Source organism: Mesorhizobium robiniae (assembly GCF_040545535.1).
Lineage (GTDB): Bacteria > Pseudomonadota > Alphaproteobacteria > Rhizobiales > Rhizobiaceae > Mesorhizobium > Mesorhizobium robiniae.
The window spans coordinates 92,433-106,768 of sequence record NZ_JBEPMC010000012.1 but is presented as its reverse complement, the minus strand read 5'-3'; the positions used below and the strand labels follow the sequence as shown (position 1 = coordinate 106,768).

The 14,336-nt window shown below is 62.5% G+C and carries 13 protein-coding genes; 3 read left to right on the top strand and 10 right to left on the bottom strand.

Features of this window, described 5'->3' with window-relative positions; translation table 11 throughout:
- Positions 1 to 37: 37 nt before the first annotated feature.
- On the bottom strand, positions 38 to 847 hold the full coding sequence (locus ABID19_RS27605; RefSeq protein ID WP_354494064.1) for an AraC family transcriptional regulator: 810 nt from the start codon (positions 845 to 847) through the stop codon (positions 38 to 40).
- A gap of 166 nt (positions 848 to 1,013) precedes the next feature.
- On the opposite strand from ABID19_RS27605, the gene ABID19_RS27600 reads away from it, so the two are divergent.
- A complete protein-coding gene (locus ABID19_RS27600) occupies positions 1,014 to 1,934 on the top strand; it encodes a zinc-binding dehydrogenase (RefSeq protein ID WP_354494063.1) in 921 nt (306 codons plus the stop codon).
- A 21-nt stretch (positions 1,935 to 1,955) separates the two neighbouring features.
- Here ABID19_RS27600 and ABID19_RS27595 read toward each other — a convergent pair whose 3' ends face one another.
- The 7 genes from ABID19_RS27595 to ABID19_RS27565 form a co-directional block, all read right to left on the bottom strand.
- On the bottom strand, positions 1,956 to 2,708 hold the full coding sequence (locus ABID19_RS27595) for an SDR family NAD(P)-dependent oxidoreductase (RefSeq protein WP_095496876.1): 753 nt from the start codon (positions 2,706 to 2,708) through the stop codon (positions 1,956 to 1,958).
- A 135-nt stretch (positions 2,709 to 2,843) separates the two neighbouring features.
- Positions 2,844 to 5,093, bottom strand: coding sequence for a transglycosylase domain-containing protein (locus tag ABID19_RS27590; protein ID WP_354494062.1), 2,250 nt, complete (start codon positions 5,091 to 5,093; stop codon positions 2,844 to 2,846).
- Positions 5,094 to 5,465: 372 nt separating this feature from the next.
- Positions 5,466 to 5,612: a hypothetical protein gene (locus tag ABID19_RS27585; protein ID WP_354494061.1), complete on the bottom strand. Its 147-nt coding sequence runs from the start codon at positions 5,610 to 5,612 to the stop codon at positions 5,466 to 5,468.
- Between the two features lie 27 nt (positions 5,613 to 5,639).
- The gene (locus ABID19_RS27580; RefSeq protein ID WP_126034717.1) at positions 5,640 to 5,894 is read right to left on the bottom strand and encodes a GlsB/YeaQ/YmgE family stress response membrane protein; all 255 of its coding nucleotides are present in this window, start codon (positions 5,892 to 5,894) and stop codon (positions 5,640 to 5,642) included.
- A gap of 105 nt (positions 5,895 to 5,999) precedes the next feature.
- Positions 6,000 to 6,248: a hypothetical protein gene (locus ABID19_RS27575; RefSeq protein ID WP_354494060.1), complete on the bottom strand. Its 249-nt coding sequence runs from the start codon at positions 6,246 to 6,248 to the stop codon at positions 6,000 to 6,002.
- A 197-nt stretch (positions 6,249 to 6,445) separates the two neighbouring features.
- Entirely contained in the window at positions 6,446 to 7,066 is a 621-nt protein-coding gene (locus ABID19_RS27570) for a ribonuclease D (RefSeq protein WP_354494059.1), read from the bottom strand.
- Between the two features lie 119 nt (positions 7,067 to 7,185).
- A complete protein-coding gene (locus tag ABID19_RS27565) occupies positions 7,186 to 8,571 on the bottom strand; it encodes a M20/M25/M40 family metallo-hydrolase (RefSeq protein ID WP_354494058.1) in 1,386 nt (461 codons plus the stop codon).
- Between the two features lie 432 nt (positions 8,572 to 9,003).
- Between ABID19_RS27565 and polA the strand changes: the two genes are divergently transcribed.
- Both polA and ABID19_RS27555 read left to right on the top strand, forming a co-directional pair.
- Entirely contained in the window at positions 9,004 to 11,970 is a 2,967-nt protein-coding gene (polA, locus tag ABID19_RS27560; RefSeq protein WP_354494057.1) for a DNA polymerase I, read from the top strand.
- Positions 11,971 to 12,111: 141 nt separating this feature from the next.
- Complete coding sequence (locus ABID19_RS27555) at positions 12,112 to 12,342, top strand: hypothetical protein (protein ID WP_354494056.1); 231 nt, start codon at positions 12,112 to 12,114, stop codon at positions 12,340 to 12,342.
- Between the two features lie 316 nt (positions 12,343 to 12,658).
- On the opposite strand, the gene ABID19_RS27550 is transcribed toward ABID19_RS27555, so the two are convergent.
- The gene (locus ABID19_RS27550; protein WP_126034730.1) at positions 12,659 to 13,063 is read right to left on the bottom strand and encodes a Fur family transcriptional regulator; all 405 of its coding nucleotides are present in this window, start codon (positions 13,061 to 13,063) and stop codon (positions 12,659 to 12,661) included.
- Positions 13,064 to 13,284: 221 nt separating this feature from the next.
- Positions 13,285 to 14,331 (bottom strand): L-glyceraldehyde 3-phosphate reductase, encoded by a 1,047-nt coding sequence (mgrA, locus tag ABID19_RS27545; protein WP_354494055.1) that lies wholly within the window; start codon positions 14,329 to 14,331, stop codon positions 13,285 to 13,287.
- Positions 14,332 to 14,336: the final 5 nt, after the last annotated feature.

The window sequence follows — 14,336 nt, the reverse complement described above, 5'->3', positions numbered from 1 at the left end:
AAAGTCGATCTGAACCGTCCGCCCGCGGGCGAATTGATCACGCCACGAATGCGGAGCCACCGTTTTGAGCGATACTGTCGAGGTATTTTGCCGGCGGCTTCCCAAGCGCCTTCTTGAACATGGTGATGAAAGCAGTGACGGAGCCATAGCCGAGATCACCCGAGACCTGCTGTACGCTCGCACCTGAGGCCAGTTCTCGAATTGCGACGATCAAATGCAATTGCTGGCGCCAGCGCCCGAAGCTCAGCCCTGTCTCCTTCACGACGAGGCGGGCGAGGCTGCTCTCGCTGAGCGCTACGCGGTTGGCCCATTCCGCCAATGTGCTGCGGTCGGCAGGGTCTTGCGCCAGCGCTTCGGCGATCCTCCTCAAGCGTGGCTCGGATGAAATCGGCAGGTATAGCCGCTGGACAGGCATGCGCGGCAGTTCGGTGAGCAGCGTCCTGATCAAAAGTCCGTCCCTCGCCTCGTCATCCCCCACGCCATCGGACAGCTCGATGATCAGTTCGCGTAGCAACGGCGAGATCGAAAGGGTGCAGCACCGGTGCGGCAGATCGGCGGCTCCCGGCTCAACATACACGAAAAAAATCCGGGCGTTGGCCGTCGCAACATTGCTGTGCTCCATGTCGCCGGGAATCCAGACCCCGCAATGAGGGGGTACCATCCATAGGCCGCTTGGGACGTGGCATGTGACGCCGCCTCCGAGCGCGAATACGAGTTGGCCTTTGCGATGCCGGTGGGCGGGGACCTCCGCTCTGGTTTCGGTGACGTCAACGCGCACCGCAATCGCCGGCGCGAGCACATCATCCACATCGAAATCCGGCCAGGGCCAGCGAAGAGGCTGTCTCATAATTGACGGCTTTTAGCGATTAAACGCCATGATAGCTAAATTCTTTGAACGGAAAAGTCGATAGGGTCCGGTTTACACCCTGGTCAAAAATTTGGTGGCCCAGTTGATCGCGACGAGGCTGCGCGCCCATCGCCTGCATGACACAAACCAGTAAGAAGGTACGACCATGCTCGCCCTGGTCACGTCTACCGACAGCGCCACCGGACTGAAGTTCGCCGAGTTCGAGGAACCTCAGCCCTTCGCCAACGAAGCGCTAATCTCGGTCCATGCAACCTCGTTGAACCGCGGCGAACTGCGCTTGCTCAGCATACGTCCGAACGGCTGGATACCCGGCCAGGACGTCGTCGGGGTTGTCGAACGGGCGGCAGCCGATGGCTCCGGGCCAGCCATGGGCACCCGGGTTGCGGCTTTGGTCGATCAGGCCGGCTGGGCCGAACGTGTCGCCATTCCAACCGACCGTCTCGCCGTCCTGCCGGATAACGTCAGCTTCGTTTCGGCAGCCACGCTTCCGGTGGCCGCCACGACGGCGCTAAGGACTTTGCGCCATGGCGGCGACCTGGCCGGCCAGCAGGTCCTGATCACCGGCGCAAGCGGCGCGGTCGGCCGCTTTCAGATCCAGATCGCCCGCCAGCAGGGCGGGCGCGTGACCGCAGTCGCCGCCTCCCGGCACGGCGAGGATCTGCGCCACCTAGGTGCCGAGCAAGTAGTCGAGTCGATCGAGCTGGCTGAGGGGCCTTTCTCGCTGATCACCGAGTCAGTCGGCGGTGAAAGCCTCGCACACGCAATCGAGCGTGTCGCACCCGGCGGGACCATCGTCATGTTCGGCTCGAGCAGCGGTGAACTCACGCCAGTTGGATTCCGCCAGTTCGTTCCGGGTCACGAGGGCGCGAGGCTTCAGACTTTCGCGTACTACGCCTCTGGTCCGAGCATAGGCGCGGACATCGCCTCGCTGCTCGCTCTGGTCTCGGCTGGGCTGCTGGAAACCCGCGTGGCCTTGACCGTGCAATGGACAGACATTGCCCAAGCCCTCAACGCACTGCGACAGCGCAGCATCAGCGGCAAGGCTGTTCTCACCATAAGCGGATGAGCAATTCCTTGGCCACCCGGCTCACACGTGCTGGCCGCCATTGATGTGGATTTCCGAGCCCGTCACATAGGAGGCCTGCTGCGAGCACAGGAAGAAGATGATGTCAGCGACTTCGGCCGTGGTGCCCAGTCGTCGCAGCGGAATGGTCTCGACGATCTTTTCGGTGCCCGGCGACAGGATCGCCGTGTCGATCTCGCCGGGTGCGATCGCATTGACGCGGATGCCGTGCGGGCCGAAGTCATGCGCCATTTCGCGCGTCAGTGAGCCGAGTGCTGCCTTCGACGTCGCATAGGCGGTGCCGGCGAAGGGATGCACGCGTGTGCCGGCGATCGAGGTGACGTTGACGATCGAGCCCTTGGCCGACGCCAATTCCCTAAACAATCCTCGCGCCAGCATGATCGGCGCGAAGAAATTGACCTGGAACACGTCGCGCCAGACATGCATCGGCGTGTCGATCGAATTCATGCGGCTGTTGCCGTCCTTGAGCTTCGGCGAGATGCCGGCATTGTTGACCAGCGCATGAAGCTGGCCGCCATGAGCCTCCAGCCGATGGCGGATTTCCGAGATCGCGATGCCGACGTCCTCCTGGTCGGCAAGATCGACCTTGATATGATCTTCCGGGCCGGCCGGCCACGGACAGTCCTCGGCAAACGCCTGGCGCGAGCAGGTGATGACGCGCCAGCCTTCGCGCGAAAAGCGCTTGACCGTAGCATGGCCGATGCCGCGGCTGGCGCCGGTCAGCACGATGGTCTTTCTGGGGTCGGTCTCGGCCATATCACGGTCTCTCTAGGGCGACCTACGCTCTAGCAATTTAAGCTATGCATCGTGCTTTCCGAAAATCGATCTCGACTTTCGGACCGATGCGTCACGTGGAGATGTAGCGGAACACTGCCGCGATGACGAGGGGGATCAGCCGCCGGTAAGGATGTCGAGGATCGAGGTCTGCCGCTTCTTGACCGGGCCGCCGACATCGCCGGGCGGCACCGGGCGTTTGATCGATGCGGTGGCGCTGTCACCGCCCGGCATGCCGAAGCCGCCGCTATCGACCGTTTCGGCCGGATGCACAGCGCGAGGCGATGAGGCTTTTTTGGCGGACGGCGCGGATTGGCCAACCGAAGCGGACGGCACCGGTTGCGCAGTGTTGGACGGTATTTCATCCTGCACGATTGTATCGGCAGGCGTCGACCTCCATGTTCCAGGCAGCGGCCGCACCGGTACGCCTTCATGCGCGGCGACCATGAATTCATGCCAGGCCTGCGCCGGCAGCGCGCCGCCGGTGACCTTCTTCATCGGGCTGCCATCGTCATTGCCGAACCAGACGCCGGTGGTGAGATTGGCTGTATAGCCGATGAACCAGGCGTCGCGCGAATTCTGGCTGGTGCCGGTCTTGCCGGCGGCCGGCCAGGCGAAGGCCGCCTTCCTGGCGGTGCCGATTTCGACCGTGCCCGTCATCATCGAGTTCATCATACCGACGATCTCGGGCTTGACGACGCGCGGGGCGCCGCCACCATTGTTGTCGTAGAGCACCTTGCCGCCGGCTGTCGTCACGCGGCGAATAAAGTGGACTTCCGGCCGGTAGCCGCCATTGGCGAAGGGGACGTAGGCCGACGTCAATTCCAGCGGCGTCACTTCAGAGGTGCCAAGCGCGATCGAGGTGTTGGCCGTGAGGTCGGACCCGATGCCCATCCGATGCGCCGCCTCGACGACCGCATCAGGTCCGACTTCCATGGTCAGCTGGGCGGCCACCGAGTTCAGCGACTTCGCCAGCGCCGTCGCCAGCGTCACCTTGCCGAAATACTTGCCGCCGTAATTGGTTGGCGTCCACTTGCCTATTTTGATTGGCGCGTCGTTGCGCACGCTGTCGGGCGTGCGGCCGGCCTCCAGCGCCGCCATGTAAACAAAGGGCTTGAACGCCGAGCCCGGCTGGCGGCGCGCTTCCGAGGCACGGTCGAACTGGCTGGTCGAATAATCATAGCCGCCGACCATGGCACGTACCGCGCCTGAATTGTCGATCGACACCAACACACCCTGGCTGGCATTGAGCTTCTTGCCGCTGCCGTCTATCAGTCGGCGGATCGATTGTTCAGCGAGCTTCTGCAGCGTGAGATCGACGGTGGTGTCGACGATGATGTCGCCGCGCACGTCGCCGATCAGGTCGGGCAGTTCTTCCATGATTGTATCGGCGACATAGTTTTCCGAGCCCGTCCAGTAGGACGCCACCCGCGCCGCCGGCGCGCTCATCGCCGTGGTCAGCTCCTTGGCGCTGATCTTGCCTTCATCGCGCATGGCGGCCAGCACGAGTTGCGAGCGCTGCTCGGCCGCCTTCGGGTCACGCGCCGGAGACAGTCGCGACGGCGCTTTCAACAGGCCGGCGAGGAGTGCGGCCTCAGGCAGCGTGACATCGCGCGCGCTCTTTCCGAAATAGCGGCGCGAGGCCGCTTCGACACCATAGGCTCCGGAGCCGAAATAGACCCGGTTGAGGTACATTTCGAGGATCTGGTCCTTGGTGTGCTTGTGCTCGAGCCACAGCGCCAATAGCACTTCCTGCACCTTGCGTTCCAGCGTGCGATCGGGGGTCAGGAACAGGTTCTTCGCCAGTTGCTGGGTCAGCGTCGAGCCGCCCTGCGAAAAACGCCCGCCGAGAATATTGGCCACCATGGCCCTGGTCAGGCCGATCGGATCGATGCCCAAATGCGAATAGAAGCGGCGATCTTCGATGGCGATGACGGCCTCGGGAATATAGGTCGACATTTCATGCAGGCCGACGGCCTCGCCGCCGCTCATGCCGCGATTGGCAAGCAGGTTTCCGTCGACGGAGACGATCCTGATATTTGGCGCGCGGTCGGGAATCGCCCAAGTGGTGGCCGCCGGCATTTTCGCGCCGTAATAGACGACGATGCCGGCAGTCGCGATCCCGCCCCAGATGGCCAGCACAAAGCACCAGTAAAACAACCGGCCGAACACGCCGAACAGGCCGCGCCGGCTTTTGCCGCGTCCGCGGCGCGACGATTTCGTCTTGGCCGATTGGCGCTTTGCAGAGGTCTTGCGGTTGCTCGGCACGACGCGATCCTCCTCGCTCACCGAAAAACCGGCCGAGGATGTCGCCCGTGGCGGTCCCTCGAAACTGGGTTCGATGCGGCTGTCTCTGCGGTTCGCCATGCGCTGTGCTGTCTGTCCCGATGCCTATGGCGTTCGGGGTGAAGAGTAGATGCGGCGGTTTAAAGGCGGGTTAAGTCGGGAAAAATTGAGGCTAAGTGTATTCAGTCGCTTCCGAGACGGCTGCGACCGGCAACCTGCGAAAGCTGGCGCACAAACAAAAAGCCCGCCTGGGCGGGCGGGGACGGATCATTGGCGCAAATCAACACCGTACTGGAATTACTAGCATAACTGACGGCACAAAGCAAGAACAAATATACTGTATCGAGGCAATCGCTTCAGGGTTGCGCTGATGGCCTGCGGGCACCTGGCGCCGCACCGACATCGACCCACAGGTCAGGCGGCGCTCTCGCATCTGCCGCCCAAACCCCGCACTCAGTTCTCCTGGATCGAAATACCGTTATCGTCGATCTTGAGTTCCACGCCCTTGGGTCTGGTTTGCTCGCGATAGACATAGATGCCGAGCGCGATGACCACGACAACGAGCGCGCCGATGACGAGATAGAGGGTGTTCTGTTTCATGGCGCGCCCTTGATGTGCTTGGAAGGATCAGGCCTGCTTCACCAGCTTGATCAGCACGAGCAGGATGACCGCGCCGATCGTAGCGTGGATGATGGAGGCAAATATACCGCCGCCTATGGCGAACCCCAGCCTTGGAAAGAGCCAGCCGGCAATCAAGGCACCGACGATGCCGACGACGATATTGCCGACCAGGCCGAGGCCGAAACCCTTGACGATCAGGCCGGCGAGCCAGCCGGCGATGGCGCCGATGATGATGAAGACGAGCAGGCTCTCAACACCCATTGCAGTTCCCTCCTGAGCGAACGGTCGCGGAGCAGAAAACTCCGAATCGACCACCGATTGCAATGGGTCCAAACTATTGGAAAGCAACCGCTCCCGCCAGCGGCATCATTCGTCGTCGTCATCCCCGGATGCAGGCCGCCAGCTGATCGGCTCGATCTTCCTTTGCGTATGACCGTCCGTATAGGCCCACCAGCCGGTGTCGTTCTCGTCCCAGTCGCCGCCGGCCGCTTTCAGCCGGTCGATCGACCGGTACTGGGCGATGGATTCGTTCATCACGCCGTCGCTGTCCTTCCAGTAGACGGTGACCTTGGAGCCGTCCTTAGGCGCCGTTTCGATTGGTTCCCGGGCAGCCATTTCATCCCCTCCATGGACCGACAGAACGTCGCGGCGAACATCTGGTTCCACCTAGAGACTGTTTCGAAATTCGCTCTGGCGAGTCATATGATGGTGGTTTCGAGAACCGGAGCGCAGCGGACATCTGGTCCGTGAGCACCGGAAGCGCAGGAAACGCCATCAGATGGCCGCCAGAGTAGAATTTCCAAACGGTTCTCTTAGCTGTGGGCGAAGATGTCCGTCTCATCCCAACCCATCAGGTCGAGCTTCGCACGCGTCGGCAGGAAGCGAAAGCAGGCCTCGGCCTCCTTGGTCCGGTTGTCGCGCGCCAGCCGCGCCGTCAGCACATCGCGCAGCTGGTGCAGATAGAGCACGTCGGAGGCTGCGTATTCGAGCTGTTCGGGCGACAGCGTCTCTGACGCCCAGTCCGACGATTGCTGCGCCTTAGACAGGCTGACGCCGAGAAGCTCGAAGCAAATGTCCTTCAGCCCGTGCCGGTCGGTGTAGGTTCGGGTAAGCCGCGAGGCGATCTTGGTGCAGAACACCGGCTCCGGCATGACGCCGAAGGCATTGTAGAGCACGGCGAGATCGAAACGGCCGAAATGGAAGAGCTTGGTTATGCTGCGGTTCCTGAGCAGGCTGACGAGGTTTGGCGCCTTCTTCTGGCCGGGCGCGATCTGGATGACGTCGGCGGAACCGTCGCCCGGCGAGATCTGCACCACGCAAAGCCGGTCGCGATGCGGATTGAGCCCCAGCGTCTCCGTGTCGATGGCGACCGCCCCGACGTCGTAGTGCAAGAGCCCCGGCAGGTCGTTCTTATGGAAGCGGATTTCGCTCATCGTCTTCTCCGGTCGCGGCCCATGCATACGTTGTGCGTCCAACTGGACGCACAACGCGATAGCCCGTCCTCGCCGCGATCCGATGAAAAATCAACAGAAAGTTGAATTCTCGGGTCCTGTCAGCGTGTCAGTGCATCGAGAATGCGTGCCCAGGAGCGTTGCCCCTTATGGAAGGAACTCATCTCGTATTTCTCGTTCGGCGAATGGATGCGATCATCGTCGAGCCCGAAACCAACCAGCAGGGATTCGATGCCGAGATAGGTCTGGAAATCGCCGACCACCGGGATCGAGCCGCCGCTTCCCGTCGTCACCGCAGGCTTCGGCCATTCGTCGGACAGCGCGTCCTTGGCCTTGGCGAGGAACGGCGAGTCGTAGGAAAGCTGGATCGCCGGCGAGCCGCCATGCGGGTGGAAATCGACTGAGCAGTCGGCCGGGACGCGCTCCCTGACGAAGGCCTGGAAAGCGGCGCGGATCTTCTCCGGATCCTGCTTGTGGACGAGGCGGAAGGACACCTTTGCCGAGGCTTCCGCCGCGATCACGGTCTTGAACCCTTTGCCGGTATAGCCGCCGATAATGCCGTTGAACTCGGCTGTCGGCCGCGCCCAGGTGAGTTCGAGCACCGAGCGGCCCGTTTCGCCGGATGGAATCGACAGGCCGACAGGTCCAAGGAATGTCTCGGCGGTCTCGCCGAGCGTCTCCCACGACTTCAGGACCTGCGAAGGCGTCTCCTCGACACCGTCATAGAACCCAGGAATGGTGACATGACCGTTCTCGTCGTGGATGTCGGCCAGGATCCTGGCCAGGATGCGGATCGGATTGGCGGCAGCACCGCCATAGAGGCCGGAATGCAGGTCGCGGTCGGCGGCTTTCACCGTGATCTCCTCGCCGACCAGCCCACGCAGCGCGACACAGATCGACGGCGTATCGCGGTCCCACATTCCGGTGTCGCAGACAAGCGCGAAGTCGGCCTTGAGCTCGGACGCGTTTGCCTCGAGGAACGGCTTCAGCGATGGCGAGCCGGACTCCTCCTCGCCCTCGAACAGGATCGTGATGCGGCACGGCAACCCGCCATGCACCTGCTTCCAGGCGCGGCAAGCCTCGACGAAGGTCATCAACTGCCCCTTGTCGTCGGCCGAACCACGCCCCGTGATCGCCCGGCGGCCGGGCTCGATCTCCTTTATCGAAGGCGCGAACGGGTCGTTGTCCCAGAGCTCGATCGGATCGATCGGCTGCACGTCGTAATGGCCATAGAAAAGGACATGCGGTGCGCCCGCCGGCCCGTCATGATGCGCCACCACCATCGGATGGCCCGGCGTGTCACGCATGCTGGCATCGAAGCCGATCAGCTTGAGCTCCGCCACCAGCCATTCCGCCGCTTTGCGGCAGTCTGCGGCGTAGGCTGGATCGGTCGAGATCGACTTGATCCTGAGCAGGCCGAACAGGCGCTCCAGGCTCTCGTCGAGGTTCTTGTCGAGGCGGTCGAGGACGGGGGAAACTGCGGACATTTTATCAGCCTTTCGATTCTGAGCGGCAACCCTAAAGCCGCGAGGCAGAAACGCAAAGCCGGTGGTCGTTGGACCACGGGCGCCCAAAGGCAAAAAAAATGCCGCCGTGGTGGAGGGGGAACCACGGCGGCCTTTTCTCGAAACGATGCGGCAGCCCGGAGAGGGGGGATAGGCTGCCGCAAGTGTCCGGGATAGGCGGGGGACGGGCCTTGCTCCGGACGTCGGCGAAAAATGCCGATGGCGTTTATCTGTGTCTCCGAACGTGGCGATTCAAGGGCACGAAGATTACACTTTCGTAACATGCCCGTGATCGCTCGACCCGTGATCGATCGACCCCGTGATCGATCGACTTGTCAGGGAGTTTGCAGGAACCGGTGGTGAGGCCGCCTTTGGCATGGACCACGGCGCTGCGCCGCGCTATCCCTTCGTCCCATGAAAAAAGGCGATCATCTCTTCCTTGTCGACGGCTCCGGCTACATCTTTCGTGCCTATCACGCACTGCCGCCACTGACCCGCAAATCCGACGGGCTGCCGACCAGTGCCGTGCTTGGCTTCTGCAATATGGTGTGGAAGCTGACGCAGGACGCCCGCAACACCGATGTCGGCGTGGTGCCGACGCATTTTGCCGTCATCTTCGACTATTCGTCGAAGACCTTCCGCAACGATCTCTACCCCGAATACAAGGCCAACCGCTCAGCGCCGCCGGAAGATCTGATCCCGCAGTTCGGCCTGATCCGCCAGGCGACCAGGGCCTTCAACCTGCCCTGCATCGAGATGGAGGGCTTCGAGGCCGACGACCTGATCGCCACCTATTGCCGGCTTGCCTGCGAGGCCGGCGCCGACACCACCATCATCTCTTCCGACAAGGACCTGATGCAGCTGGTCGGCGCAACGGTCGGCATGTACGACCCGATGAAGGATCGTCAGATCGGCATTCCTGAAGTCGTCGAGAAATGGGGCGTGCCGCCCGAAAAGATGATCGACCTGCAGGCGCTGACCGGCGATTCGGTCGACAATGTACCGGGCGTACCCGGCATCGGGCCGAAGACGGCGGCACAATTGCTCGAACAGTTCGGCGACCTCGACGGGCTGTTGGCGCGCGCCGGCGAGATCAAGCAGGACAAGCGTCGCGAATCGATCATCGCCAATGCCGACAAAGCGCGCATTTCGCGTGACCTGGTGACGCTTAAGAACGATGTGCCGGTGGTCGGCGGGCTCGATGATTTCGTGTTGCACCCGCCCGACGGACCAAAGCTGATCGGCTTCCTTAAGACCATGGAATTCTCCACGCTGACCCGCCGCGTGGCCGAAGCGACCGGAACGGAAGCGGCTGACGTCAAAGCCGTTCCCGTCATTGTCGAGCGCGCCGACACGGCGCATGGCCCCGATGTGGGGTTTGGAGTGCCGGCAGCCGCCGAAAGCGCGGCGGGCGCAGCGACAGACGAAGCCGGGGAAGCGGTGCCGGCCACCATCAAGGTGGAGCCCAAGGAAGGCGACACCCCTTCTCTTCTCTCGGCGCTTCGCTTCGAGGACGCCACCGCCAGGAAGATCGACACCAGCGCCTACGTCACCATCCGCGACACAGCAGCGCTGAGGGCGTGGGTGGCAGAGGCGGTGGAGACCGGCGTCGTCGCCTTCGACACCGAGACCACCTCAACCGACCCTATGCAGGCCGAACTGATCGGCCTCTCCATGGCCACCGCCCCCGGCCGCGCCGCCTATGTTCCGCTCGCCCATAAAAGCGGCAACGGTGACCTGCTCGGCGGCGGAGTGGTCGAAAACCAGATCCCGATCCGCGAGGCGCTTGGCATTCTGAAGCCGCTGCTGGAGGACAAGTCGGTTCTCAAGATCGTTCAGGAGCTCAAATACGATCTCGTCGTGATGAGCCGCCACGGCATAGACGTCGCCCCCTTCGACGACACCATGCTGATTTCCTACGTGCTCGACGCAGGCACCTCCGGCGGCCACAGCATGGCCGCCCTGTCGGAAAAGTGGCTCGGCCACTCGACCATTCCGCTCAAGGAACTGGCCGGCTCGGGAAGGAGCTTCGTTGGCTTCGACCAGGTCGATATCGAAAAGGCCACGGCCTATGCCGCCGAGCACGCCGATGTGACGCTCAGGCTCTGGCGGGTGCTCAAGCCACGGCTTGCCGCCAAGGGCCTCGTCTCGGTCTACGAGCGGCTGGAACGGCCGCTGGTGCCGGTGCTGGCGAGGATGGAGCAGCGCGGCATCTCCGTCGACCGGCAGATCCTGTCGCGGCTCTCCGGAGAACTGTCACAGGGCGCCGCGCGGCTGGAGGATGAAATCTACCAGCTCGTCGGCGAGCGCATCAATATCGGCTCGCCAAAACAGCTCGGCGACATCTTGTTCGGCAGGATGGGCCTGCCCGGCGGCTCCAAGACCAAGACCGGCCAGTGGTCGACCTCGGCGCAGCTCCTCGAAGACCTCGCCGCCGAAGGCCACGAGTTGCCGCGCAAGATCGTCGACTGGCGGCAGCTGACCAAATTGAAATCGACCTATACCGACGCGCTGCCCGGTTTCGTCCATCCCGATACGAAACGCGTTCACACTTCCTATGCCCTTGCCGCGACGACGACGGGCCGGCTGTCGTCCTCCGATCCCAATTTGCAGAACATTCCGGTCCGCACGATCGAGGGGCGAAAGATCAGGACGGCTTTCATCGCCGACAAGGGCAACAAGCTGGTTTCCGCCGACTACAGCCAGATCGAGCTGCGCGTGCTCGCCCATGTCGCCGAGATCCCGCAGCTCAAGCAGGCGTTTGCCGACGGCGCCGACATCCACGCCATCACCGCGTCGGAGATGTTCAACGTGCCGGTCGAGGGCATGCCCTCGGAGATACGCCGCCGCGCCAAGGCGATCAATTTTGGCATCATCTACGGCATTTCCGCTTTTGGCCTCGCCAATCAGCTGTCTATCCCGCGCGAAGAGGCCGGCGCCTACATCAAGAAATATTTCGAGCGCTTCCCCGGCATCCGCGACTATATCGACGCGACCAAGGCCTATGCCCGCGAGCACGGCTTCGTCGAAACGATCTTCGGTCGCCGCATCCACTATCCGGAAATACGGTCGTCAAACCCTTCAGTCCGCGCCTTCAACGAGCGCGCCTCGATCAATGCCCGGCTGCAGGGCACCGCGGCCGACATCATCCGCCGCGCAATGATCCGCATGGACGACGCGCTGGAAAAGGCGAAGCTGTCGGCCCGCATGCTGCTGCAAGTGCATGACGAGCTGGTTTTCGAGACGGTGGAGGCGGAGGTCGAGGCGACGATCCCCGTCGTGCGCCATGTGATGGAGAACGCCGCGATGCCGGCGGTGTCGATGTCGGTGCCGCTGCATGTCGACGCCCGCGCCGCCAACAATTGGGAAGAGGCGCATTAGTTCGGGGCCGCTATCGACTTCCCGTTTAGTCTAGGACGGCAAGTATCTGGTGTGGCTCACTTCCTCAGGTTGCGCGCCTGCCGTTGAGCCATATTTCGGTTCAAGGTTCACGAGAAGCAGCGGTGTGCTATATTGCCCCCCATGATCACCAAGACACTCGAAAATCTGGTAAAGCACGCGGAAGCTTGGCCTCGCGAAGACCAAGAAGAACTCGCCGACTATGCCCGCGTCATTGAAGCGCGCCGAACCGGTCTATATGCCACGTCGGAAACAGAGCGCCGCGCCGTAACAGCAGGACTCGCAGAGGCCGATCACGGCACCTTCGTAGATGAGGATACGGTTCGCGCTGCCGACATTCGCCGCAGGCTATGAAGGTCCGATTCACGCGGCAAGCCTTTGCCGAGCGAAGCGATTTTCAACTACCTCGAAGAGCGATCGCCTCAGGGTGCCTATTCAGTCATTTCCCGGATCCAAGCTGGGATTTCGCGACTTGCCGAATTTCCAGAAAGTGGTCACGCGACCGATATCCCTGACGTTCGCGTTCTCTTCATAGGTCACTATCCCTACAAAAGTTTTCTATCGCGCCCGTGCCGATGCAATCGAGATCCTGCACATCCGGCATACCTCAAGAAGACCCGTTTCCTAAGTGCCCATCGTTGGCAGTTCGAAGACCGATCCGCTTCCTGATCTAAGCTGCCTCGGCCCGGCATTTCGCACAGGTGCCGCGGAACTCGATCACTGCCTTCTTGGCGGCAAAGCCGGTCGAGCGCACCCATTCGTCGAGCCGGTGTCCGACATCATGGTCGGAGAACTCCGTCACCTGCCCGCATGTGTCGCAGATGGCGAAGGCGGTCATCGAATGGCTGTGGTCGTGCGGCTCGGCGCAGGCGACAAAGGAATTGAGGCTTTCGAGCCTGTGCACGAAACCGGACTTCACCAGCGTGTCGAGCGCGCGATAGACCTGCAGCGGTGCGCGGAAGCCCCGCTCGCGAAGCTGGTCGAGCAGTGTATAGGCGCTGAGCGGACCGCTGGCGGCCTCGAGTTTCTCGAGCACGCACAACTGGTTTTTCGTCAGCACATCCCTTGCCGCCATGATTCCGTATCCAACCCGTTCGCGCCGCTCGCACGTCATTTCCGCATGCAAGCGGCTTCAATCCTATCCAGATAGCGACGAACGGGCCTCTTTGCTACTGTTTCTGTGCCGGCATGCCCAGAAGCCGGCCAACTCCGAGCAGACCCAACGTCGAGCAGTTATTGGCGGCCGAGTAAATGAAAACGGCGGGAGCAGTTTCCGCCGCATCTATGCGTTTCCAGTCACTTCCGTGGCGGACCCTTGCGCTCGGCGGAGGCGGCCCACAGATTGATGTCGGCTTCGCGCGCATAGGTGTCGATTTCGGCGAGCTCGGCATCGCTGAAGTCGAGCGCCTTCAGCGCGCCGACGCAGTCCTCGACCTGCTCCGGCCGGCTGGCGCCGATCAACGCCGAGGTCACCCGGCCCTTGCGCAACACCCAGGCCAGCGCCATCTGCGCCAGCGTCTGCCCGCGGCGGCCGGCTATGACGTTCAGCGCCTTGATGTTGGCGATGGTTTTGTCGTTGATGAAAGCCGCCTTCAGCGACTTGCCTTGGCTGGCGCGGCTGCCCTCAGGGATGCCGCCGAGATATTTGTCGGTCAACATGCCTTGCGCCAGCGGCGTGAACACGATCGAGCCGACGCCGAGCCCCTCCAGCGTGTCGAGCAGACCGTCGTCCTCGACCCAGCGATTGAGCATCGAATAGCTCGGCTGGTGGATGACGCATGGCGTGCCGAGCTGCTTCAATATGTCGGCGGCCTCGCGCGTGCGCTGCGAATTGTAGGAGGAGATGCCGGCATAAAGCGCCTTGCCCGAGCGCACCGCGTGATCGAGCGCGCCCATCGTTTCTTCCAGCGGCGTTTCGGGGTCGAAGCGGTGCGAATAGAAGATGTCGACATAGTCGAGCCCCATCCGCTTCAGGCTCTGGTCGAGGCTGGCCAGCACATATTTGCGCCCGCCCCATTCGCCGTAGGGCCCGGCCCACATCTCATAGCCAGCCTTGGTCGAGATAATCAGCTCGTCGCGATAACCAGAGAAATCCGCCCGCAGGATTTCTCCGAAAGCCGTCTCCGCCGAACCGGGCGGTGGACCGTAATTGTTGGCGAGGTCGAAATGCGTGATGCCGAGATCGAAGGCCTTGCGCGCGATCGCCTGCTTGGTCCGGTGCGGCGTGTCGTCACCGAAATTGTGCCAGAGCCCGAGCGAGATCGCCGGCAATTTCAGGCCGGATCGCCCGCAGCGATTGTAGATCATCTTCTCGTAGCGGTTTTCGGCGGGCACATAGGGCATGGGAG

What these genes read in the sequence shown, in the direction of transcription:
- mgrA (WP_354494055.1), bottom strand. Translation starts at nt 14,331, where the DNA reads ATGCCCTATGTGCCCGCCGAAAACCGCTACGAGAAGATGATCTACAAT.
- polA (WP_354494057.1), top strand. Translation starts at nt 9,004, where the DNA reads ATGAAAAAAGGCGATCATCTCTTCCTTGTCGACGGCTCCGGCTACATC.
- ABID19_RS27565 (WP_354494058.1), bottom strand. Translation starts at nt 8,571, where the DNA reads ATGTCCGCAGTTTCCCCCGTCCTCGACCGCCTCGACAAGAACCTCGAC.
- ABID19_RS27605 (WP_354494064.1), bottom strand. Translation starts at nt 847, where the DNA reads ATGAGACAGCCTCTTCGCTGGCCCTGGCCGGATTTCGATGTGGATGAT.
- ABID19_RS27575 (WP_354494060.1), bottom strand. Translation starts at nt 6,248, where the DNA reads ATGGCTGCCCGGGAACCAATCGAAACGGCGCCTAAGGACGGCTCCAAG.
- ABID19_RS27595 (WP_095496876.1), bottom strand. Translation starts at nt 2,708, where the DNA reads ATGGCCGAGACCGACCCCAGAAAGACCATCGTGCTGACCGGCGCCAGC.
- ABID19_RS27590 (WP_354494062.1), bottom strand. Translation starts at nt 5,093, where the DNA reads ATGGCGAACCGCAGAGACAGCCGCATCGAACCCAGTTTCGAGGGACCG.
- ABID19_RS27570 (WP_354494059.1), bottom strand. Translation starts at nt 7,066, where the DNA reads ATGAGCGAAATCCGCTTCCATAAGAACGACCTGCCGGGGCTCTTGCAC.
- ABID19_RS27580 (WP_126034717.1), bottom strand. Translation starts at nt 5,894, where the DNA reads ATGGGTGTTGAGAGCCTGCTCGTCTTCATCATCATCGGCGCCATCGCC.
- ABID19_RS27555 (WP_354494056.1), top strand. Translation starts at nt 12,112, where the DNA reads ATGATCACCAAGACACTCGAAAATCTGGTAAAGCACGCGGAAGCTTGG.
- ABID19_RS27550 (WP_126034730.1), bottom strand. Translation starts at nt 13,063, where the DNA reads ATGGCGGCAAGGGATGTGCTGACGAAAAACCAGTTGTGCGTGCTCGAG.
- ABID19_RS27585 (WP_354494061.1), bottom strand. Translation starts at nt 5,612, where the DNA reads ATGAAACAGAACACCCTCTATCTCGTCATCGGCGCGCTCGTTGTCGTG.
- ABID19_RS27600 (WP_354494063.1), top strand. Translation starts at nt 1,014, where the DNA reads ATGCTCGCCCTGGTCACGTCTACCGACAGCGCCACCGGACTGAAGTTC.